The organism is Pseudomonas protegens (genome assembly GCF_003363755.1).
GTDB classification, from domain to species: Bacteria; Pseudomonadota; Gammaproteobacteria; order Pseudomonadales; family Pseudomonadaceae; genus Aquipseudomonas; species Aquipseudomonas danubii.
The window spans coordinates 1,489,233-1,509,579 of sequence record NZ_CP031396.1; the positions used below are offsets into that span (position 1 = coordinate 1,489,233).

The following is a 20,347-nucleotide window of genomic DNA, read 5'->3' on the forward strand; positions in this document are numbered from 1 at the left end:
CGTGGTGTACGACTCGATTTTCAAAGCGCAACTGTTTACCGGCCAGACCATCATCGTCACCGGCGGTGGCAGCGGCATTGGTCGTTGCACCGCCCATGAGCTGGCGGCCCTGGGGGCCCAGGTGCTGCTGGTGGGGCGCAAGGCGGAAAAACTGCAGAAGGTTGCCGGGGAGATTGCCGAGGACGGCGGCCAGGCCCACTGGCAGGCCTGCGACATTCGCGACGAGGAAGCGGTCAAGGCCCTGGTAGGGCAGTTGGTGGAGCGCTTTGGTCCGATCCATGGCCTGGTGAACAATGCCGGTGGCCAATATCCGGCGCCCCTGGCTTCGATCAACCAGAAAGGTTTCGAAACCGTGCTGCGCACCAATCTGGTGGGCGGCTTCCTGATGGCCCGGGAAGTCTTCAACCAATCCATGAGCCGCCACGGCGGCAGCATCGTCAACATGCTCGCCGACATGTGGGGCGGCATGCCCGGCATGGGGCACTCCGGCGCGGCCCGCTCGGGGATGGACAACTTCACCAAGACCGCTGCCTACGAATGGGGCCACGCCGGGGTCCGGGTCAACGCCGTGGCCCCGGGCTGGATCGCCTCCAGTGGCATGGACACCTACGAAGGCGCGTTCAAGGCAATCATTCCCACCCTGCGCGAGCACGTGCCGCTCAAACGCATCGGTACGGAATCGGAAGTCAGCGCGGCCATCGTCTTTCTGCTCAGCCCCGGTGCGGCCTTTGTCAGCGGCAGCACCTTGCGCATCGACGGCGCCGCCAGCCTCGGCAGCCGCGCCTGGCCGTTGGCCAAGGCGCGCAACAGTGAGTCGTACAACGGTTTTCATCGGGCCTACCTGCCCGATGTGCTCAAAGGCGAGGACTGAGCCATGCCGGTGATCCAATCCCAGCTCGATCCCCACAGCCCGCAGTTCGCGCAGAACCGCGAGGCGATGCTGGCGGGCCTGCAACAGTTGCAGACCCTGCAGCAAAACCTGCTGAACAAGGCGGCCGAGGCCAAGGCCAAATTCGACAAGCGCGGCCAGTTGCTGCCCCGGGAACGCCTCAACCTGCTGCTGGACCCCGGCGCGCCCTTTCTTGAACTGGCCAGCCTCGCCGGCTACAAGCTGCACGACGACAAGGACGGCAGCCAGGCCGGCGGCGGCCTGATCGCCGGCATCGGCTACGTGTGCGGGGTGCGCATGCTGGTGGTGGCCAACAACAGTGCGATCAAGGGCGGGACCATTTCCCCCAGTGGCCTGAAGAAGTCCCTGCGCCTGCAACAGATCGCCATGGAGAACAAGCTGCCGGTGGTAACCCTGGCGGAAAGCGGGGGCGCCAACCTCAACTACGCGGCGGAGATCTTCGTCGAGGGCGCGCGCAGTTTCGCCAATCAGGCGCGGATGTCGGCCATGGGCCTGCCCCAGATCACCGTGGTCCACGGCTCGGCCACCGCCGGTGGCGCCTACCAGCCCGGGCTCTCGGATTACGTGGTGGTGGTACGCGGCAAGGCCAAGCTGTTTCTCGCCGGACCACCACTGCTCAAGGCCGCCACCGGCGAGGTGGCCACCGATGAACAACTGGGGGGCGCCGAGATGCACGCCCAGGTCGCCGGTACCGCCGAGTACCTGGCGCAGAACGACGCCGACGGCATCCGCATCGTCCGCGAGATCGTCAGCCTGTTGCCATGGAATGCTCAACTGCCGGTACAGCCCGCCAGAACCTGGAGCGAGCCGCTGTATCCCATCGACGAACTGCTCGGACTGATTCCCTTTGATCCGAAAAAGCCCTATGACGCCCGGGAAATCATCGCCCGCCTGGCGGACGGCTCGCAGTTCCTGGAATTCAAGGGCGAGTTCGATGCCCAGACCCTGTGCGGCCACCTGCAGATCCAGGGCCGGCCCTGCGGTTTTATCGGCAACAACGGCCCGATCACGCCCCAGGGCGCGAGCAAGGCGGCGCAGTTTATCCAGCTCTGCGACCAGAGCCGCACCCCGCTGCTGTTTTTCCACAACACCACCGGCTTCATGGTGGGCACCGAGTCGGAACAGCAAGGGGTGATCAAGCATGGGGCGAAGATGATCCAGGCGGTGACCAATGCCCGGGTGCCGAAGCTGACCATCGTCGTCGGCGGCTCCTACGGCGCCGGCAACTATGCGATGTGTGGCCGTGGCCTGGACCCGCGTTTCATCTTCGCCTGGCCCAACAGCCGTACCGCGGTGATGGGCGGCGCCCAGGCCGGCAAGGTGCTGCGCATCGTCACCGAGGCCAAGCATGCGAAGAACGGCCAGGAAGCCGACCCGAAGATGCTCGACATGCTGGAGCAGGTCACCGCGCAGAAGCTCGACAGCCAGTCCACAGCCTTGTACGGCAGCGCCAACCTGTGGGACGACGGCCTGATCGACCCCCGGGATACCCGCACGCTGCTGGGCTATCTGCTGGACATCTGCCATGAGGCAGAGGCCCGGGTCTTGCAGCCCAACAGTTTCGGTGTGGCACGGTTTTGATAGGCCATTTCGCGGTCTGACCCCACTTGAGGAGAACAACAATGATCTTCACCCAGGAACACGAAGAACTGCGGCGCACGGTGCGCCAATTTGTCGACCGCGAAATCAACCCCCATGTGGAGGAATGGGAGAAAGCCGGGCGCTTTCCCATCCACGAGATTTTCCGCAAGGCCGGCGAGCTGGGGCTGCTGGGCATCTCCAAGCCGGAAAAATTCGGCGGCATGGGCCTGGACTACAGCTATTCCATCGTCGCCGCCGAAGAGTTCGGCACCATCCATTGCGGCGGCATCCCCATGTCCATCGGCGTACAGACCGACATGTGCACCCCGGCCCTGGCGCGCTTCGGTTCCGATGAGCTGCGCGACGAGTTTCTGCGCCCGGCCATCACGGGCGAGCAGGTAGGCTGCATCGGCGTCTCCGAAGTCGGCGCCGGTTCCGATGTGGCCGGGCTCAAGACCCACGCCCACAAGGACGGCGACGACTACGTGATCAACGGCAGCAAGATGTGGATCACCAATTCACCCAGCGCCGACTTCATCTGTCTGCTGGCCAATACCTCGGACGACAAGCCGCACATCAACAAGTCGCTGATCATGGTGCCGATGAACACCCCGGGCATCAGCCTCAGTTCGCATCTGGACAAGCTCGGCATGCGCAGTTCGGAAACCGCCCAGGTGTTCTTTGACGATGTGCGGGTGCCCCAGCGCAATCGAATCGGTCATGAAGGCGCCGGTTTCATGATGCAGATGCTGCAGTTCCAGGAGGAACGGCTGTTCGGCGCGGCGAACATGATCAAGGGCCTGGAGTACTGCGTCGACAGCACCATCGAGTACTGCAAGGAGCGCCGCACCTTCGGCAACCCGCTGATCGACAATCAGGTGATCCACTTCCGCCTGGCCGAACTGTCCACCGAGATCGAGTGCCTGCGGGCCCTGGTCTACCAGGCTACCGAGCAGTATGTGCGCGGCCAGGACGTGACCCGCCTGGCCTCCATGGCCAAGCTCAAGGCCGGGCGCCTGGGCCGTGAGGTCAGCGACAGCTGCCTGCAGTACTGGGGCGGCATGGGCTTCATGTGGGACAACCCGGTGGCCCGCGCCTATCGCGATGTGCGCCTGGTTTCCATTGGCGGTGGCGCCGACGAAATCATGTTGGGGATCATCTGCAAACTCATGGGCATCCTGCCGGGGAAAAAGAAATGAGCCCGCTCCCGACCTGCCAGACCCTGCTGCTGGAGCCACGCCACGGCGTGCTGTTCATTACTCTCAACCGCCCCGAGAGCCGCAACGCCATGAGCCTGCAGATGGTGGCGGAACTGCGTACCGTGCTCGCCGCTGTGCGAGATCGGCGGAGCATCCGCGCCTTGGTCCTGCGGGGCGCCGGTGGCCATTTCTGTGCCGGTGGCGACCTCAAGGACATGGCCGGCGCCCGCACCCGAGGCAGCGCTGCCTACCGTGAACTGAACCGGGCCTTCGGTGCACTGCTGGAAGAAGCCCAGCAGACGCCCCAGGTGCTGGTCTGCGTGCTGCAAGGAGCGGTGTTGGGTGGCGGCTTCGGCCTGGCGTGTGTCAGCGATATCGCCATCGCCGAACACAGTGCGCAGTTCGGCATGCCGGAAACCGGCCTCGGGCTGCTGCCAGCGCAGATCGCCCCCTTCGTGGTGCGGCGCATCGGCCTGACCCAGGCCCGACGCCTGACCCTGACCGCCGCCCGCTTCGACGGTGCCGAGGCCCTGCAGCTGGGCCTGGTGCACTTTGTCGAAGCTGATCCCCGGGCCCTGGAAGAACGCCTTGAACAGCAGTTGTCACAGATCCTGCGCTGCGCGCCAGGGGCCAACGCTGCGACCAAGGCCCTGCTCCTGGCCAGCGTCGACCAGCCTCTGGGCCCCCTGCTGGATCAGGCCGCCGAAGACTTCGCCCAGGCCGTCACCGGCGCCGAAGGCCTCGAAGGCACCCTGGCCTTTGTGCAGAAACGCAAACCGGCCTGGGCCAGCTGAGCCCTTGTAGGAGCCGGCTTGCCGGCGAATGCCCCCCACCGATTCCCGGGAGCCTGTATGCCCACCTTCAGCAAGATCCTGATCGCCAACCGTGGCGAAATCGCCTGCCGCATCCAGCGCACCGCCCAGGCCCTGGGCTATCGCACCGTGGCCGTGTTCAGCGATGCCGACGCCGAGGCCCTGCATGTGCACATGGCCGACGAAGCCATCCACATCGGCCCGTCCCCGGTGCAGCAGTCCTACCTCAACAGCGAGGCGATCCTCGACGCTGCCCGGCGCAGCGGTGCCGACGCCATTCATCCGGGCTACGGCTTCCTCTCGGAAAACCCCGAGTTCGCCGCGGCCTGTGCCGCCGCCGGTATCACCTTCATCGGCCCCAGTGCCGCCGCCATCGAACTGATGGGCAGCAAGCGCCGCTCGAAGATCGCCATGCTCGAAGCCGGCGTGCCTTGCATCCAGGGTTACCAGGGCGAGGAGCAGGACGACGCCACCTTGCAGCGCGAGGCCCAGCGCATCGGTTATCCGCTGATGATCAAGGCCAGCGCCGGCGGTGGCGGACGCGGCATGCGTCTGGTACAGCAGCACGAAGACCTGCTGGAGCAGATCCGTACCGCACGCTCGGAAGCCCTGCATGCCTTCGGCAGCGACGAGCTGATTCTGGAGCAGGCGCTGATCGAGCCGCGGCACGTGGAAATGCAGGTCTTCGGCGACCAGCACGGTCACTTGATCTATCTGGGTGAACGGGACTGCTCGATTCAGCGCCGCCATCAGAAGGTCATAGAAGAGGCACCCTGCCCGGTGATGACAGAGGAACTGCGCCGAGCCATGGGCGAAGCGGCGCTCAAGGCCGGGCGCGCGGTGAACTATGTCGGCGCCGGCACTGTGGAGTTCCTGCTGGACGCCCGCGGTCAGTTCTACTTCCTGGAAATGAACACCCGTCTGCAGGTCGAGCATCCCGTCACGGAACTGGTCACCGGCCTGGATCTGGTGGCCCTGCAGTTGCAAGTCGCTGCCGGCGAGCCCCTGCCCTTGACCCAGGAGCAGGTGCAGCTCAACGGCCATGCCATCGAAGTTCGCCTTTACGCCGAGGACCCGGCGCAGAACTTTCTGCCCCAGACCGGCCAGGTCCTGCGTTGGCAGCCGGCACCGGGGATACGCACCGACCACGGCTTGCAGGAGGGCCAATGGGTCAGCCCCTTCTATGATCCGATGCTGGGCAAGCTGATCGCCCACGGTGCCTCCCGCGAGGAAGCCCGGCGCAAGCTGTTGCGCGGGGTCGAGGACTGCGTGCTGCTGGGGTTTGAGAGCAATCGCCGGCTGCTGGCCGGTCTGCTCAGGCACCCGGTATTTGCCAGCGGTCGGTTCAGCACCGCCTTCATCGCCGAACATTTTGCCGAGGACCTGAGCCTGCAACCGCAGCGCCCCAGCCTTGAGGAACTGGCCATTGCCGCTGCGCTCTTCTATCACCACAGCGCCAGCGCACACCGCTCAAACCTGAGTGCCTGGAGCAACAACGCCAGTGTGCCCCTGGGCTACCGCATTGGTCTGGATGACAGTCAATGGTCGCTGGAACTGAGCCCCTCGGCATCGGGCCTGTTGCACGTGCGGCAGGGGGATGGCGTGTGGGCAATCAAGGTCATGGCCGCCGATGGCCGCCGGGCCACGCTGGAGGTCGCGGGCATTCGCCGGCACTACATCTATCAACTGCACGACGGCGAACTCTGGCTGAGCAGCCGCCAGGGCAGCCTGCATCTGCAGGACCGCACCCATGCGCCGGCACAGGGCCAACTGAGCACCGATTCCGGCACCCTCAAGGCGCCCATGGACGGGGCCATAGTCGACGTACTGGTCAGCGAGGGCATGAGTGTCAGCAAGGGCCAACTGCTGCTGGTGCTGGAGGCGATGAAGATGGAACACCCGCTCAAGGCCGGGATCGACGGAGTGATCACCCGGGTCCAGGTCAACCTCGGGGACCAGGTGAAGAACCGGCAGATTCTGCTGGAGGTGGAGCAAGCCGCCCCCGCCGCGGAAATGGAGCACTAGGCGGATGCCTCAGCTTTGGCTACGCTCAAGCCTCATCAGGAGCTTGAAGGCTGGAAATAGCGATGCCCCACTGGCTGGTAATAGATCTGGAAGCCACGACGGATGAAGGGGGCTGGCCGGTAAGCGAGATGGAAATCATCGAAATCGGAGCCACCCTGGTCAACCGTCAGGGTCGGGAACAGGACCATTTCCAGCGTTTCGTCCGCCCCTTGCGACGTCCCAGGCTGACGCCGTTCTGTCGCGAGCTGACCCATATCACCCAGGCCAATATCGACAGCGCCGCACCGTTGGGCGAAGTCTGGACCCTGTTCGAACGCTGGCTGGGCCAGCATCAGTCGCGCCTGGAGGGCTGGGCCAGTTGGGGCGACTATGACCGCAAGCAACTGCAACTGGAGTGGCACAACCAGCAACTGCACAGCCTGTTGAATGACGTCCCCCACATGAACCTCAAGCAGCGCTTTGCCAAGGCCAGGCGTCTGGAGCGCCCCCTGGGCCTGAATGCAGCCTTGCAACTGGCCGGCATGCAGTTCAACGGCCAGCAGCATCGAGCCCTGGAAGATGCACGCAATACCGCGCGCTTATTGCCGCTGATTCTTCCATGATGGCGGCAGGTGACGGCCTTTGAGGCCTTGTGCATACTGGCCGACCTTTTTGACCCTTTCTTGAGGAATCGCCCATGTTTAAAGTCAACGAGTACTTCGACGGCACCGTCAAGTCGATTGCCTTCGGCACGGCCGAAGGTCCAGCCACCATTGGCGTCATGGCCCCGGGCGAATACGAGTTCGGTACGGCGCAACGGGAAATCATGCACGTGGTGTCCGGCGCCCTGACCGTGCGCCTGCCCGACAGCGCCGACTGGGAAACCTTTCCTGCCGGCAGCCAGTTCAACGTACCGGCCAACAGCAAGTTCCAACTGAAAGTCGCCGTGGAAACCGCCTACCTGTGCGAATACCGCGGTTGATTCACCTGTCACGGCTGTCGCGCTGACAAAAAATGCCCGTCTCCTATAAGAGACGGGCATTTTTCATGGGGCCAAGAAACGCTATTCGAGGACGGTCACTGGCATCCCCACCTGCAAGCGACCATTGCCGTCGTTGACCAGATTCTGCCCGAACATCGCCCCGTCAGCCTGGGCGCGATATTTCTGCAAAGTGGCCAGGGGTTCGCGGTCGGCGCTGCGTTCGCCAGTCTGTGGGTCAATGGTGGTCAGGATGCAGCGCGAGCACGGCTTGACCACACGAAACTCGACATCGCCAATCCGTATGCGCCGCCACTGGTCCTCGGCAAAGGGCTCGCTGCCTTCGATCACCAGATTGGGTCGAAAACGCAGCATCTCCAGAGGCCGCCCGACGCGACCGGCCAGGTCCTCCAGGGATGCCTGGCCAATCAACAAGAGTGGAAAACCATCGGCGAACGCCACTTGATCATCGTCCCTGCCGTAACCGGCGGCGGTGCTTCGCGCCCGTTCCGCGGCTACCTGCACCAGGCGGGTGGGCTTGCCGATGAAGTCACTGACCCAGGCGCCCGCTTCGTCACCGGCATCAGGCACCCGCAGGCTGTCATGCCAGATGGTCACGCCGCGCAGTGCGGCATCGGCCGCTGGCAGGGGCACGTCAAGGGTGGAAAACCCTGGAGCGCTGAGGGTCAGGCCACCCTGGTCATTGCACAACGCCGAGAGCTGACTCATGCGGCCCACGGCACGCTGGGTGAGGAAGCGCCCGCTGGCCTCGTCCACCAGCATCCAGCGGCGATCCCCCTCCAGGCCGAGCTTGTCCAGGCCGATCTGTTGCAGGGTTTCGCCCTTTGCGGATTTCAACGGGTATCGATAAAGCGCGCTAAGACGCATGTCCAGCTCCCTGTGTGGGCAAAAAGCCTCACCCTATACCAGCGCTTCGACGAAACAAAGGTGCAAGGGAAAAGCAGCCGGACATCCTCATGAATCAGACGCTGACTTCATCCAGCATCAAACGCTGACGGACCACGTCCACCAGTTTGTCCGGCTGAAACTTGGAGAGGAAGTTGTCGCAACCGACCTTCTTCACCATCGATTCGTTGAAACTGCCGGACAAGGATGTGTGCAGGACCACATACAGCCCACGCAGGCGTGGGTCGTTGCGGATCTCGGTAGTCAGGCGATAGCCGTCCATCTCAGGCATTTCCGCATCGGTGAATACCATCAACAACTTGTCGGTCATGTCGACCCCGGTGTCGGCCCAGGCCTTGAGCATGTTCAGAGCCTTGAGGCCATCGCTGGCGATGTGCATCTTCACCCCCAACTGGCCGAGGGTGTCGCGCAGTTGCGAAAGCGCCACGTTGGAGTCATCCACCAGCAGCACTTCACGGCCGCGAGCACGTTCGAGCACAGGATCTTCCAGCTTGTCCCGGGAAACCTTGGCGTTGTAGGGCACGATTTCCGCCAGGACCTTCTCGACGTCGATGATTTCCACCAGTTGCTCGTCAACCTTGCTGATGGCCGTCAGGTAATGCTGGCGCCCGGCGCTGGTGGGCGGCGGCATGATGGCTTCCCAGTTCATGTTGACGATGCGGTCCACGCCGCCCACCAGGAACGCCTGCACCGAACGGTTGTACTCGGTGACGATGATGGTGCTGTTGGGCCCCGGAACCAGCGGGCGCATGCCGATGGCCTGGGACAGGTCGATGACCGGCAAGGTCTGGCCACGCAGGTTGACCACACCGCAAACGAACGGGTGGCGCTGCGGCATCAGGGTCAGCTTGGGCAGCTGCAGGACTTCCTGGACCTTGAAGACGTTGATCGCGAACAGCTGCCGACCGGCCAGGCGAAACATGAGGATTTCCAGGCGATTCTCACCCACCAGCTGCGTGCGTTGATCTACCGTGTCGAGAATGCCGGCCATTAATGACTCCTGGGCTTGTTCTGATGAATTCACTAAAGACAGATATCGGCGGGATCCGCCGGATCTTGACCCGCATGCAAATTGCCACATGAAAGCCATTGATGTCACATTAACATCATGCTTTACTGAGCCGGTCAATTCATCAGCACGACTCTCCGACGGCGCGACCTCCTTCGCGGCGTGAAGTTCCCGCGCCTAAGGGTTTCCCCTAGCAACAATCAGGACCATCCTGATATTCGCAATATCCAATAGCCATTAATGTGACGCCATTCTCATTGCATGAACGGAGTCAGGCTTTTGTTTGTGATCGCAGAAAGGTGGCCCAGCACCCTTTCAAGCCTCAGCACCCACGCCCATCAAGCCCCAGCGCAAGTGCGCCGCATTGCTGTGGCCGGCATTCGGGCTGCTTGCAAAAGCGATGAACAACCACTATCACAGCCGCTCGCGCCACCTGAAAAAAAATCAGATATATCTGATATGCAAACGCAAAAAACGCGTCATACCTTAAAACCGTTCAGCCAAGGCCCTATCCCGCCATCGGACTCGAAGTCATGGAGATAAGCATGCTAAAGGACGGCCATGAGTGCGCTCCCCCCCTGCCTGAGTTCCTGCTTGAAGCTCAGGCTCTACTGGCTAAATCGGAAGATTGCCTGAGCCATCTGCACTTGATCAGGAATGACGAAGAAGCGATCAACTGCCTGCTCGCCAGCCTGCTGTGCCTGGCCCAGACGGCAGCACGCCATTCCATCAGCCCGCTGGCCGAATTCGCCTTGCACATTCATGGCGTGTTGAAACGTACAGCACATCCAGTGGACCTCAACGATCCGATCCTCGACGCCTTGAAAAGCTGCCTGACCCTGATGGCCTGGCAACTGGAATTGATCGACCCGCACAACGGCCAACTCAATCTGGATGACAGCGAACAGGCCCTGCTGATCAACGAACTGAACGATCAAGTGGCGCAAAACTGTACCTGCGCTTATCCATCCTGCACCCATTGAAGTTGCACTTGTGCCGCTGGCTGGCAGATAAAACCCGCAGTTACAATAGCCAACCCGAAATATCACTAGAACTTCAGACTCAGGGTCAACTATCTGGTCGTTATTGAGTATTTCATACCCAAGAGCGACATTATCGATTCACCAACTCCAACTAGCACCAGCCCCGGGACTTACTGTTCAGAGCCCTGTATGGGCCCGCAACATCGCCCATATCCCGCGCTTTCATTAGCCCTCCCGAAGTCCGTGGAGGAAATGGAACAAACGTGCAGCAGATCCATATTCCTGACTTTCAGGACATATATAACTGTGCGTATAAACGCGACCAACGGTATCTTCGGTGGTATTATGTCGCCCATAAACGGACACAGTAATGGCACTTTGATTCCAATGTCGGCAGTCACTACTCGGCTTGTACAAGACAAACAGACAACGTTGATTGAAACCGAGTATTCAAATAACACCGTTTCTCAAACAAGCCTCGTCATCCACTTCTGACAGGGCTCTCGCAGCGAACATTCATTGGCTCCATCCGCTATGTACGCCAGCCTCAAGTCTCTCTTCTCTTGGCCCCTCTCTCTAGATCATCTGCGCTGGCTCAGCCTGTTGCTGTGTTCCTGCTCGACCCTGGGCAACGCACTGATCTATTGCCTGGACCGGCCCTTGCCGCTGATCTTGCTGCTGCTCAACATCGCGGCGCTGACCTGTATCTGGGTGCAATACGGCTATTCGCGAAAGTCCATCCGCTTTCAGCCCCAGGAGCTCGCCGAACGCCTGCTAGAGGTCAAGGAAAATGAGCGACACCGCCTCAGCCGTGAACTGCACGATGACATCGGCCAGTTGCTGACAGCGGCAAAACTGCAGACCGATTGGCTCAAGCGTCGCCTGCCGGACGACCTGCAGGACTCCTGCGCGGTGCTCGGCACCACTCTGGAAGAGACCCTGGCCAAAGTGCGTGACGTGTCCGCAATCCTCAATCCCCGGCAGTTGGCCAGCCTGGGACTGGAGGCCAGCCTGCGCGCCCACCTGCTCAAGACTCTGGAAAACACATCGGTGCACTGGAGCCTGGAATGCCGCCAGCGCCTGTCGGGAATCCCGGAGGAGATGGCCGTCGCAGCGTTCCGCATCACCCAGGAAGCGGTCACCAACATGCTGCGCCACGCCCAGGCGAAAAACCTGTTGGTACGAATACAGCGACTGCCGGAAGGCCTTTCGCTGTTCATCAGCGATGATGGCCAGGGGTTCGCCCCGGCCAGCGATCCCGGCGCCCTGGGCCAGCGAGGCATGGCCGGGATGCAGGAACGAATCAGCCAGTTGGGCGGCCTGTTACAGATCACCAGCGAGCTCGACCAAGGCACCCAGATCGAAGCACTCTTTCCCTGGGCCCCTCGCACCCTGGAGCGGGCCAGCACGAATAAGGTTTCACATTGACCTGTAATTTACTCTTGGTGGATGACCACTCGCTTATCCGGGCTGGCGTGCGTGCCCTGGTCACGGACATTCCCGGATACGCGGTGATCGGTGAAGCCGATGACGGCGCGCAACTGCTGGAAATGGTCGAGAAACTGCATCCGGACATCGTCCTGCTGGACCTGTCGATGAAACGCATCGGCGGCCTGGACGCCCTGCGCCGGCTCAAGGCAATGCGGCCCCAGAGCAAAGTCCTGATTCTGTCGATGCATACCGACCCCTCCCTGATCATGCAGGCCCTGGAATCCGGCGCCCACGGCTATCTGCTCAAGGACACCACCGCCACCGAACTCGAACACGCCCTGGAAGCCTTGCGCAACAACGAGCGCTACCTGAGTCCGGCCATTGCTCATACCGTGATCAACCAGGCGCTGACCCGAGCCCAGAAGCACCAGCCCCAGCCTGCGGAAAACCACAACCTGACGGCTCGCCAGCTGGAAATACTGCGGCTGATCGTGCGGGGCAAGTCCACCCGGGAGATCGCTCTGGGCCTGGGTTTAAGCATCAAGACCGTGGAAACCCATCGCTCGCAGATCATGAAACGCCTGCAGATCTTCGACGTCGCCGGGCTGGTGCTGTTCGCCGTGCGCGAGCGCATCATCAGCCTCGACGACTGACTCAGCGAGCGGCGCCGAGCAACGGCGAATCCGCCGGCAAATGCACCTGCAAGGCCGCAGGACGGGCGGTAAACCGCAAAGTGTCGCCCTGCAGCGGTTCGCCATCAAGATTGATGTCCAGGCCTCTTGAGGCCTTGATCTCGACCCAGGGCAGACGCGCGCGGACAAACATATTGTCGATCCCCAAGCCACCGGCCAGCAGACTCTTCAGAGTGCCCACCAGCTCCTGAGGCGCCGGCAGAATGCTGATATCCAGCAAGCCGTCGTCGGCCATGGCTCCCGGGCAAAGCTCGTGCCCGCCTCCCGCCTGCCGGCCGTTGCCGATGCCCAGGGCCAGCAACTCACCACGCCAATGGAAATCCGGCCCCTGCAACTCGCCATAAGCCGCACTCAACTCGGCAAAGCGCGACAGCCCGGTGAACAGATAAGCGGCACCGCCAAGGACTTTCTTCAAGTCTTCAGAGGTATTGGCGGTGACCTGGCTACCAAAGCCGCCGGTGGCCATATTGAGGAAAATCTGCCCGCCAACCTCCCCCAGGTCGATCGTCCGGGCCGGGACGTCCAGCAGCTCCAGGGCCGCCGCCGGATCAAGGGGAACACCGGCAGCCCGGGCAAAGTCATTGGCCGTGCCCAATGGCAGCAGCGCCAGACTGGCCTGGGTCGACGCGTTGGCCAGGGCCTCGGCGATATCGCGCAGCGTACCGTCGCCGCCTCCGGCAATCAGCCGGGTATGCCCGGCGTCCAGCGCCTCGCTCACCAGACGCTGGGCATCTCCCGCCTCCCAGGTCAGACGCACCGAAACCTCCCAGCCGGCAGCACGCTTGGCCTCAACCGCAGCGCGCACCTCATCGTTGAGGGCCTGCTTGCCGTGCAGTATCAACAGTGCCTTGCGCTCATTCATCAACCATGGCTCCGGTTATGGGTTCCTTGAGGGATGTTGACCTCGGGCACAGCAAAATAAGTCTGTCCCATCGATTATTTTTTTGCCCAAGCCAGCCTGGCTCGTACCTCACCACTCATGACCCAGGTTAGCCTGCCAACGAGGAAAATCTTTCATAGCTAGTACGCCGAGTCGCTCTTCGACAACCGGCTGCGCTTGCAACTGATCCTGCGCAATCTGCCGCTGCCGGGCTGGCGCCGGTCAATAACTACCGTGACGAGCCTCATACCCTGGAAAAAATCGAAAAACGTGTCGAATTCGACCTGGAATACATCGAAAATTGGTCAGCCTGGCTTGAACTGCACATTCTGTTCCGCACCATCGCGTCCGTCATCATGATCCACGAGGCCTTCTAAATGAGCGCGCTCATTCCCTGCATCATTGCTGGCGGCGCCGGCACCCGCCTGTGGCCGGTGTCCCGCGAGGCGATGCCCAAACCCTTCATGCGCCTGCCAGACGGCGAAAGCCTGCTGCAGAAGACCTTCGTGCGCGCCACGGCCCTGAAAGACGTCGGCCGGTTGCTGACGGTGACCAACCGTGAAGTGCTCTTTCGCACTCTGGATGACTACCGCCCGCTGAACAAGACTCAGCTTGAACTGGATTTCATCCTCGAACCCTTCGGCCGCAATACCGCGCCGGCCATTGCCGCCGCAGCGCTGCACGTCAACCAGCACTACGGCGCTGACGCACAACTGCTGGTGCTGCCCGCCGATCATCTGATCAATGACCTCCAGGCATTCGCCACCGCGGTGGCGCGCGCCCGGCAGTTGGCCGAGCAAGGCTGGCTGGTGACCTTCGGTATCGAGCCGAGCCATGCCGAAACCGGTTTCGGCTATATCGAGAAAGGCCTGGGCTTGCACGGTGAGAGCTTCCAGGTCAGCCGTTTCGTCGAAAAGCCCGATGCTGCCACTGCCCAGCGTTACGTCGACGGCGGCCAGCACCTGTGGAATGCCGGCATGTTCTGCATGCGCGCGGATGTGATCCTCCGTGAGTTGCGCAAATTCGCGCCGCAGGTGGTCAATGCCGTCGAGCGCTGCCTGGAACTGAGCCACCACAGGCAAGGCCAACGCGAAGTGCAAGTGGAGCTGGACCGCGACAGCTTCGCCCTGGCGCCGGACATCTCCATCGACTACGCGGTGATGGAGCGATCGAAGGAGGTCGCCGTGGTGCCCTGCCAGCTCGGCTGGAGCGATATCGGCTCCTGGCAAGCAGTGCGCGAGCTGAGCCCGGCGGACGTACACGGCAACCAGTGCAACGGCGAGACCGTGCTGCATGATGTCCGCAACTGCTACATCGATTCACGCCAGCGCCTGGTGGGCGGTATCGGCCTGGACAACCTGATCATCATCGACACCCCGGACGCCCTGCTGATCGCCGACGGCAAGCGCAGCCAGGAGGTCAAACTGATCGCCCAGGAGCTCAAGCGCCTGGGCCACGACGCCTACCGCCTGCACCGCACCGTGAACCGCCCCTGGGGCACCTATACCGTGCTTGAGGAAGGACCGCGCTTCAAGATCAAGCGTATCGAAGTCAAACCCGGCGCCTCGCTGTCGCTGCAAAGGCACCACCACCGCAGTGAGCACTGGATCGTGGTCAGCGGCATGGCCCGGGTGACCAACGGAGAAGACGAGTTTCTGCTCGACACCAATGAGTCGACCTTTATCAAGCCCGGTCGCCCTCATCGACTGCGCAATCCCGGGGTGATCGACCTGGTAATAATCGAAGTGCAAAGCGGGGAGTACCTGGGCGAAGACGACATCGTGCGCTTCAACGACATTTATGGCCGAGCTCCGGCCGCCCCCGGTAGCACTTGAAACAGCGTTGGCCCCGTAAATCTGCCACAACGGCAAGTGACGAAGCTGCTCGTCAGGCAACTCGCCCCATAAATAAACCCAGGCCCAGGCGTCGGGCAGCCTCAGTACAGGCGCCTGAAACGAGACGTAGGACTCAAAGTGAATTTTCTGACCGAAGAATGAGATTTGCCTGAATTGACCCTGCGGAGCCAATCAGTGACTGTGCATGCCAGGCGCTGACGCCTCATACAAGGAAGTGCACCGTCATGAACGACAAGGGGTTTTATCCACAAGGGCATTCAACGCTCAATCGCATCAACGACAGCTCCTGGCTGGCGGCTCCTCCACTTCGGGAGTTCGATGTGCCACTCTCGTCCGAAGCACATCCGCCTCATTCCAGGCCGCTATCGATAATCAAGCGCCTGGCCTGGTTGACATGTGCGGCCTCGATAATGGCAGGGCTGGTGACCTGGGGTTTCCACAGCCGTTTCGGACTGCTGCTGTTATTGCTGCTGCGCTGAAGCAAGGCACGGACCCGGCGCCGAACCGGGCCCGTGGCCGATCAATCCAACACTTCACTCCAGCACTTCACTCAAGGGAATGAAATTGACCACGTCACCTTCCTCCAGAGTCCGACCTTCCAGCACCTCTACCAGACCTTCCGCCCAGGCAGCGCTGCGCAGTACGCCAGAGCTCTGATTGCGATAGATGATCGCTCGCCCATTCTCCAGGCGGCCACGCAAGTATTCGCGACGATTGCCGGGCTTGGGCCAGACAAAGCCTGCCGGCACCTGGAAACTCAATGGTTGCACCTGCTGCACGCCCTGGCGCCGCAGTAGATAAGGCCGCGCCAGCAGGGCGAAAGTCACCAGGGTCGATGCCGGATTGCCCGGCAGGCCAATCACCGGCACCCCACGAAAATGTCCGAAGGTCAGGGGTTTGCCAGGCTTGATCGCCAGTTTCCACAGGGCCAGTTCACCGGCTTCCCGCAGGGCGATGCCGAGAAAGTCCGCCTCCCCCACAGAGACACCGCCGGTGGAAAGAATCAGGTCCACATCCCCCAACTCCGCCAGGCGCTGACGGGTCGCGGGAAGATCGTCGGGAAGGATTCCCGCATCCAGCACCTCACAACCCAGACGCTTCAACCAACTGCACAGCAGCACTCGATTGCTGTTGTAGATCTGCCCCGGACCAAGAGGCTGACCAGGCTCCACCAGTTCGTCGCCGGTGGACAACACCGCCACACGGACTCGACGCAGCACCTCAAGCTCGGCACATCCCAAGGACGCTGCCAGTCCCTGCTCGATGGGCCCCAAGCGCGTACCGGCAGCCAAGACCTGCTCGCCTATGGTGGTTTCCTGGCCCTGGGGACGGATGTTCTGGCCGACCTTCAATGGCTCGGTAAAACGTACGCGCTGATCATCCTGAACCTGGGTGTTTTCCTGCATCTCGACGCAATCCGCACCTGCCGGCACCGGAGCGCCAGTGAAGATCCGCGCACAGGTTCCCGGCTGCAAGGGCTCGGGGGACTGCCCGGCGAAAATCCGCTGGCTGACCGGCAAGGGCTCGCCCTTCCAGTCCTCCACGCGCAAGGCGTATCCATCCATGGCGCTGTTGGGCCAAGGCGGCAGATCCAGGCTGGATACCAGCGCCTCAGCCAGGACCCGGCCCTCAGTGGCTGCCAATGGCAGCCGTTCACGCTCGACAATGGGCGCTGCCTCGGCCATGGCCAACAGGCGCGCCAATGCCTGCTCCACCGGCATCAAGGCCCCCTGCTTGCCCGGCTTACCCACGGGATTCACAAGGCGCCGCCTGTTTCAGGTGAGGGACGAAGTTGCACGGCCGATGCCGCGAATCCAATTGCTCGGCCAGTATTGCGTCCCAGCCGGTACGTACCGCATTGGTGGAACCCGGCAGGCAGCACACCAGGGTGCCGTTGGCCAGCCCGGCCAAGGCACGGGACTGCACAGTGGAAGTACCTATATCCGCCACCGATATCTGCCGGAACAGCTCGCCAAAACCATCGACCTGCTTGTCCAGCAGGCAGGACACAGCTTCCGGAGTACTGTCGCGACCAGTAAAACCGGTGCCGCCGGTGATCAACACCACCTGCACCACGTCATCAGCGATCCAGGTGGCGACCTGGGCGCGGATCTTGTACAGATCGTCCTTGAGCAACACCCGCGCCGCCAATCGATGGCCCGCGGCGCCCAGGCGCTCGACGAAGACCTGGCCGGAGGTATCGGTTTCCAGGGTGCGGGTGTCACTGACGGTCAGCACCGCAATATTCAGGGGAGCAAAAGGTACATCAGCCTTGGCTTTCATAGGCTCGATCCAGAGGTAGGAGACACAGCCCGGTGTTATATCACAGCGCTTTGATCCGGCGCCGCTGCGGGGTCGGCCTTCACCTTGCCCCGGACTGCCAGCACACGCAGTCCGGCCGTCGAGAAAGCCAGACCGCGGACAAACAGGCGCTGTGAGCTAAGCTGCAGCCGCCAACGCCTGCGATCCGCCCGGCAACGTGACAGAATGTCCCTGGCCAAGGAACTTGCAGACGTTGTATGCGTCTGAAGACCAGCACTCAAAAGTACTCATTTCGGAGACACACAATGACTCAACGGACCCTCGCCACTCTCATGCTCGCACTGGGCCTGGCCACTCTCGCCGGTTGCGCCTCGCCGACAGTGATCACCCTGAATGACGGTCGCGAAATCCAGGCCGTCGATACCCCTGAATACGACAAGGATTCCGGCTTCTACGAGTTTGAACAGCTGGACGGCAAACACACTCGCATCAACAAGGATCAGGTTCGTACCGTCAAGGAGCTGTAAGTCCGACGGTGGTTGCTCTGATGTTATAAAACCCGCTTGCTGCGGGTTTTATTGTTTCTGCGAGACGGTTTTTCACCACTGCAGACTGATACGGCTTTCGAAATCGCGCTCCTGCCCAGTCAGCGGATCGATGAAGCGCAGGCCCTGAGCCAGCAGCTTCAGTGGATTGTCATAGTCATCCTCGGCGTCCTTGAGCACCTCGGGGTAGAACGGGTCATTGCAGATCGCCGCTCCAAGGGCACTCATGTGTACCCGCAACTGATGCTTCTTGCCGGTCACCGGGTACAAGGCATAGCGCCACAGATCGCCGTGCCTTTCCCTGACGTCGATGGCGGTTTCGGTATTGCTCGCCCCCTCGCCTTCCTGCATGCGGAAGAAGGGCTCCCCGTCCACCAATCGGCTTTTGTGCACCAGGGGAAAACTCAGGTGTGGCAAGGCGCCGGCAATGGCTTCATAGCGTTTCTCGATCTGCCGGGTAGGGAACAACGCTTGATAGGCCGAGCGGCTGCCGGGATGGGCAGAAAACAACACCAGCCCTGCAGTATGCCGGTCAATGCGATGCAGGGGCACCAGATTCGGGTTGTCCAGGCGGCGGATAAGGCGACGCAGCAAAGTCTGCTCGACGTACTCGCCCGCAGGGGTGACCGGAAGAAAATGCGGTTTGTCCGCCACCACCAGATGCTCGTCGGCATAGAGGATGGTCTCCTGCACCGGGATCACCTTCTCATCCGGCACCTCGCGAAAATAATGAATCCGCAAGCCTTCGCGATAGGCCAGGTCCAGACTGATGGGCTGGCCCTGCCCGTCCAGCACTCGGCCGCGGGCGATACGATCCAGCCATTGTTCACGACTGATGGCCTTGAAGTGATCACACAGGCAATCCAGCACCGTCGGCCAGGAGCCAGGGGGCAGATACAAGGTACTGGCCTGATGCTGTGCAGCGGAAAAGCTCGCGGTGGACATACAAAAGCTCGAAAGATCAATGCAAGGCGGCATTATCCAACAGCGCCCCTCAGGAACCTAGAAGCAGTTTGCCCGACCTCAGGCACACGAGTGCTTGGCCTGGGCCGCTGCCTCGGTGAACTCCTTGAGCCAGCGCAGCACGTCCACAGCCTCCCAGCGACCCGGATCATAGAGGGCATAGAGCAGCCCCTGATAACCCACCACATCCAGTTGCCGGTGGTACCCCGCTCGCTGGAACAGGGCTTCGATCTCGGCAAAGCAGGTATTGAAGTGCAGCTTGTTGAAGGGGGTCTTGCCCTCGGTGACCAACCCATCCAGGCGTAACTCAAGCACCGCCTCACGGAGCACATCAGTGGACATGCTGTTCACGCTGTTTTTCAGTTGTTCGACATTGACCATCATTTATTCCTTTAACCGTTTGAAGCGTCCGCCATATCCATCAGGGCTGCTTGCGTCCCACATAACTGACCACCCACAACACCACGCCCCAGATCTCGATCGAGCCTAGGTCATCCAGCACCAAGGAAGGGATTGAAGGGCGCGCCGCCTTGAGCAAAAGACCGCCACGAGGATCGGGAGCCAGCAGGCGCAGCGAGTATTCATGGGCGCCTTGGGGACGTACCACCAAGTACTGGTCCACCACCGGATTGGCTGAGCGATCGACGATCAGCCGATCCCCGGGGTAGATGCCGAACCCCAGCAGGTTGTCGTCGTCCACCAACAGGCCGTGGATCTGGGGAGACCCCAGACCCAGGGTCCGATCCAGGGAAAAGCCGCTACCGGTGGGCTCATTGGCAACGGCAGCGCAGCCGCTATCACCCAGTTCCAGAAAACAGGTTGGCAACGGCTGTGAGCGTTCGGTACCGGTCAGGAAAGTGAGAGACATGGCGAGACTCCTCGATAGCTGTATATGCATACAGTAAACCAATCGACAGATCTCGCCAATGAATTCTGACCACGGGCGACAGGCGGAAGCATCGGATGTTGCAAGCCAAGTGTCAGCGCAGGAACGCCACCACCTGCTCGGCGTCGAAGGGCCAGCCGAGCTCGGCGCCATTGTCCACCCGGCGCAACACCGGGATACGCAGGCCATAGCTTTCGAACAGTTCCTGACTCTCGGCGATGTCCACCAACTCGACCATCAGGCCGTGCTCCACTAGCGGCATCAACTCGGCCTCGGCCAGTTCGCACAGGTGGCAACCAAGGGTGCCGAACAATTGGCATTCAGGGGGCATGACAGGGCAACCGTGTGAAGAACGGGTGCTTATTTTAGGCCCGAGCGCGAAAGCCGTCGACCCGCCTCTGTCCAGATATGCCCAGGCCCCCTGCCCC

22 protein-coding genes and 1 pseudogene are annotated in these 20,347 nt (G+C 61.8%); 14 read left to right on the top strand and 9 right to left on the bottom strand.

What is annotated here, in order from left to right:
• Position 1 precedes the first annotated feature (1 nt).
• The 7 genes from DWF74_RS06245 (at position 2) to DWF74_RS06275 (ending at position 7,488) form a co-directional block, all read left to right on the top strand.
• Positions 2-871 carry an SDR family oxidoreductase gene (locus DWF74_RS06245; protein WP_102860945.1) on the top strand — a complete coding sequence of 290 codons (870 nt, stop codon included), beginning with the start codon at positions 2-4 and terminating at the stop codon, positions 869-871.
• A 3-nt stretch (positions 872-874) separates the two neighbouring features.
• Entirely contained in the window at positions 875-2,491 is a 1,617-nt protein-coding gene (gene atuC, locus DWF74_RS06250; protein ID WP_102860944.1) for a geranyl-CoA carboxylase subunit beta, read from the top strand.
• Between the two features lie 41 nt (positions 2,492-2,532).
• Complete coding sequence (gene atuD, locus DWF74_RS06255; RefSeq protein ID WP_102860943.1) at positions 2,533-3,690, top strand: citronellyl-CoA dehydrogenase; 1,158 nt, start codon at positions 2,533-2,535, stop codon at positions 3,688-3,690.
• A complete protein-coding gene (locus tag DWF74_RS06260; protein WP_102860942.1) occupies positions 3,687-4,484 on the top strand; it encodes an enoyl-CoA hydratase/isomerase family protein in 798 nt (265 codons plus the stop codon). The genes atuD and DWF74_RS06260 overlap by 4 nt, the downstream gene beginning before the upstream one ends.
• Before the next feature lie 57 nt (positions 4,485-4,541).
• Positions 4,542-6,527, top strand: coding sequence for an acetyl/propionyl/methylcrotonyl-CoA carboxylase subunit alpha (locus DWF74_RS06265; RefSeq protein ID WP_102860941.1), 1,986 nt, complete (start codon positions 4,542-4,544; stop codon positions 6,525-6,527).
• Between the two features lie 62 nt (positions 6,528-6,589).
• Positions 6,590-7,129, top strand: a complete 540-nt coding sequence (locus DWF74_RS06270; protein WP_102860940.1) for an exonuclease domain-containing protein — start codon at positions 6,590-6,592, stop codon at positions 7,127-7,129.
• A gap of 74 nt (positions 7,130-7,203) precedes the next feature.
• The gene (locus DWF74_RS06275) at positions 7,204-7,488 is read left to right on the top strand and encodes a pyrimidine/purine nucleoside phosphorylase (RefSeq protein ID WP_102860939.1); all 285 of its coding nucleotides are present in this window, start codon (positions 7,204-7,206) and stop codon (positions 7,486-7,488) included.
• An 81-nt stretch (positions 7,489-7,569) separates the two neighbouring features.
• On the opposite strand, the gene DWF74_RS06280 is transcribed toward DWF74_RS06275, so the two are convergent.
• Positions 7,570-8,373, bottom strand: coding sequence for an MOSC domain-containing protein (locus tag DWF74_RS06280; RefSeq protein WP_115580618.1), 804 nt, complete (start codon positions 8,371-8,373; stop codon positions 7,570-7,572).
• 94 nt (positions 8,374-8,467) lie between these two features.
• Complete coding sequence (locus tag DWF74_RS06285; RefSeq protein WP_102860937.1) at positions 8,468-9,403, bottom strand: chemotaxis protein CheV; 936 nt, start codon at positions 9,401-9,403, stop codon at positions 8,468-8,470.
• 563 nt (positions 9,404-9,966) lie between these two features.
• On the opposite strand from DWF74_RS06285, the gene DWF74_RS06290 reads away from it, so the two are divergent.
• From DWF74_RS06290 to DWF74_RS06300, 3 genes are all read left to right on the top strand, one after another.
• Positions 9,967-10,404 (top strand): hypothetical protein, encoded by a 438-nt coding sequence (locus DWF74_RS06290; protein WP_115580619.1) that lies wholly within the window; start codon positions 9,967-9,969, stop codon positions 10,402-10,404.
• A gap of 534 nt (positions 10,405-10,938) precedes the next feature.
• Positions 10,939-11,832, top strand: coding sequence for a sensor histidine kinase (locus DWF74_RS06295; protein WP_102860935.1), 894 nt, complete (start codon positions 10,939-10,941; stop codon positions 11,830-11,832).
• A complete protein-coding gene (locus DWF74_RS06300) occupies positions 11,829-12,488 on the top strand; it encodes a response regulator (RefSeq protein ID WP_102860934.1) in 660 nt (219 codons plus the stop codon). The genes DWF74_RS06295 and DWF74_RS06300 overlap by 4 nt, the downstream gene beginning before the upstream one ends.
• Position 12,489: 1 nt before the next feature.
• Here DWF74_RS06300 and yegS read toward each other — a convergent pair whose 3' ends face one another.
• Entirely contained in the window at positions 12,490-13,389 is a 900-nt protein-coding gene (gene yegS, locus DWF74_RS06305; RefSeq protein ID WP_102860933.1) for a lipid kinase YegS, read from the bottom strand.
• 227 nt (positions 13,390-13,616) lie between these two features.
• Here yegS and DWF74_RS06310 point away from each other — a divergent pair.
• From DWF74_RS06310 to DWF74_RS06320, 3 genes and pseudogenes are all read left to right on the top strand, one after another.
• Positions 13,617-13,784, top strand: a pseudogene (locus DWF74_RS06310) (sugar transferase); the annotation flags it as partial.
• Positions 13,785-15,242 carry a mannose-1-phosphate guanylyltransferase/mannose-6-phosphate isomerase gene (locus tag DWF74_RS06315; RefSeq protein WP_115580620.1) on the top strand — a complete coding sequence of 486 codons (1,458 nt, stop codon included), beginning with the start codon at positions 13,785-13,787 and terminating at the stop codon, positions 15,240-15,242. It abuts the pseudogene before it with no gap.
• Positions 15,243-15,487: 245 nt separating this feature from the next.
• The gene (locus DWF74_RS06320) at positions 15,488-15,742 is read left to right on the top strand and encodes a hypothetical protein (RefSeq protein WP_115580621.1); all 255 of its coding nucleotides are present in this window, start codon (positions 15,488-15,490) and stop codon (positions 15,740-15,742) included.
• Between the two features lie 54 nt (positions 15,743-15,796).
• Here the strand turns inward: DWF74_RS06320 and DWF74_RS06325 are convergent, their stop codons facing one another.
• Both DWF74_RS06325 and moaB read right to left on the bottom strand, forming a co-directional pair.
• A complete protein-coding gene (locus DWF74_RS06325) occupies positions 15,797-17,023 on the bottom strand; it encodes a molybdopterin molybdotransferase MoeA (RefSeq protein WP_102860930.1) in 1,227 nt (408 codons plus the stop codon).
• A complete protein-coding gene (moaB, locus tag DWF74_RS06330) occupies positions 17,007-17,546 on the bottom strand; it encodes a molybdenum cofactor biosynthesis protein B (RefSeq protein WP_115580622.1) in 540 nt (179 codons plus the stop codon). Before moaB ends, DWF74_RS06325 begins: the two co-directional genes overlap by 17 nt.
• A gap of 284 nt (positions 17,547-17,830) precedes the next feature.
• On the opposite strand from moaB, the gene DWF74_RS06335 reads away from it, so the two are divergent.
• Positions 17,831-18,052: a YgdI/YgdR family lipoprotein gene (locus DWF74_RS06335; protein WP_102860928.1), complete on the top strand. Its 222-nt coding sequence runs from the start codon at positions 17,831-17,833 to the stop codon at positions 18,050-18,052.
• Positions 18,053-18,124: 72 nt separating this feature from the next.
• On the opposite strand, the gene DWF74_RS06340 is transcribed toward DWF74_RS06335, so the two are convergent.
• From DWF74_RS06340 to DWF74_RS06355, 4 genes are all read right to left on the bottom strand, one after another.
• On the bottom strand, positions 18,125-19,015 hold the full coding sequence (locus tag DWF74_RS06340) for a pseudouridine synthase (RefSeq protein ID WP_102860927.1): 891 nt from the start codon (positions 19,013-19,015) through the stop codon (positions 18,125-18,127).
• Positions 19,016-19,093: 78 nt separating this feature from the next.
• The gene (locus DWF74_RS06345) at positions 19,094-19,414 is read right to left on the bottom strand and encodes a transcriptional regulator (protein WP_102860926.1); all 321 of its coding nucleotides are present in this window, start codon (positions 19,412-19,414) and stop codon (positions 19,094-19,096) included.
• Between the two features lie 40 nt (positions 19,415-19,454).
• Complete coding sequence (locus DWF74_RS06350) at positions 19,455-19,901, bottom strand: S24 family peptidase (RefSeq protein ID WP_102860925.1); 447 nt, start codon at positions 19,899-19,901, stop codon at positions 19,455-19,457.
• Positions 19,902-20,013: 112 nt separating this feature from the next.
• Positions 20,014-20,250 carry a glutaredoxin family protein gene (locus DWF74_RS06355; RefSeq protein WP_102860924.1) on the bottom strand — a complete coding sequence of 79 codons (237 nt, stop codon included), beginning with the start codon at positions 20,248-20,250 and terminating at the stop codon, positions 20,014-20,016.
• Positions 20,251-20,347 lie beyond the last annotated feature (97 nt).

Coding starts and splice junctions, on each gene's coding strand:
- atuC (WP_102860944.1), top strand. CDS start 875: ATGCCGGTGATCCAATCCCAGCTCGATCCCCACAGCCCGCAGTTCGCG.
- atuD (WP_102860943.1), top strand. CDS start 2,533: ATGATCTTCACCCAGGAACACGAAGAACTGCGGCGCACGGTGCGCCAA.
- DWF74_RS06260 (WP_102860942.1), top strand. CDS start 3,687: ATGAGCCCGCTCCCGACCTGCCAGACCCTGCTGCTGGAGCCACGCCAC.
- DWF74_RS06265 (WP_102860941.1), top strand. CDS start 4,542: ATGCCCACCTTCAGCAAGATCCTGATCGCCAACCGTGGCGAAATCGCC.
- DWF74_RS06270 (WP_102860940.1), top strand. CDS start 6,590: ATGCCCCACTGGCTGGTAATAGATCTGGAAGCCACGACGGATGAAGGG.
- DWF74_RS06275 (WP_102860939.1), top strand. CDS start 7,204: ATGTTTAAAGTCAACGAGTACTTCGACGGCACCGTCAAGTCGATTGCC.
- DWF74_RS06280 (WP_115580618.1), bottom strand. CDS start 8,373: ATGCGTCTTAGCGCGCTTTATCGATACCCGTTGAAATCCGCAAAGGGC.
- DWF74_RS06285 (WP_102860937.1), bottom strand. CDS start 9,403: ATGGCCGGCATTCTCGACACGGTAGATCAACGCACGCAGCTGGTGGGT.
- DWF74_RS06290 (WP_115580619.1), top strand. CDS start 9,967: ATGCTAAAGGACGGCCATGAGTGCGCTCCCCCCCTGCCTGAGTTCCTG.
- DWF74_RS06295 (WP_102860935.1), top strand. CDS start 10,939: ATGTACGCCAGCCTCAAGTCTCTCTTCTCTTGGCCCCTCTCTCTAGAT.
- yegS (WP_102860933.1), bottom strand. CDS start 13,389: ATGAATGAGCGCAAGGCACTGTTGATACTGCACGGCAAGCAGGCCCTC.
- DWF74_RS06315 (WP_115580620.1), top strand. CDS start 13,785: ATGAGCGCGCTCATTCCCTGCATCATTGCTGGCGGCGCCGGCACCCGC.
- DWF74_RS06320 (WP_115580621.1), top strand. CDS start 15,488: ATGAACGACAAGGGGTTTTATCCACAAGGGCATTCAACGCTCAATCGC.
- moaB (WP_115580622.1), bottom strand. CDS start 17,546: ATGAAAGCCAAGGCTGATGTACCTTTTGCTCCCCTGAATATTGCGGTG.
- DWF74_RS06335 (WP_102860928.1), top strand. CDS start 17,831: ATGACTCAACGGACCCTCGCCACTCTCATGCTCGCACTGGGCCTGGCC.
- DWF74_RS06340 (WP_102860927.1), bottom strand. CDS start 19,015: ATGTCCACCGCGAGCTTTTCCGCTGCACAGCATCAGGCCAGTACCTTG.
- DWF74_RS06345 (WP_102860926.1), bottom strand. CDS start 19,414: ATGGTCAATGTCGAACAACTGAAAAACAGCGTGAACAGCATGTCCACT.
- DWF74_RS06350 (WP_102860925.1), bottom strand. CDS start 19,901: ATGTCTCTCACTTTCCTGACCGGTACCGAACGCTCACAGCCGTTGCCA.
- DWF74_RS06355 (WP_102860924.1), bottom strand. CDS start 20,250: ATGCCCCCTGAATGCCAATTGTTCGGCACCCTTGGTTGCCACCTGTGC.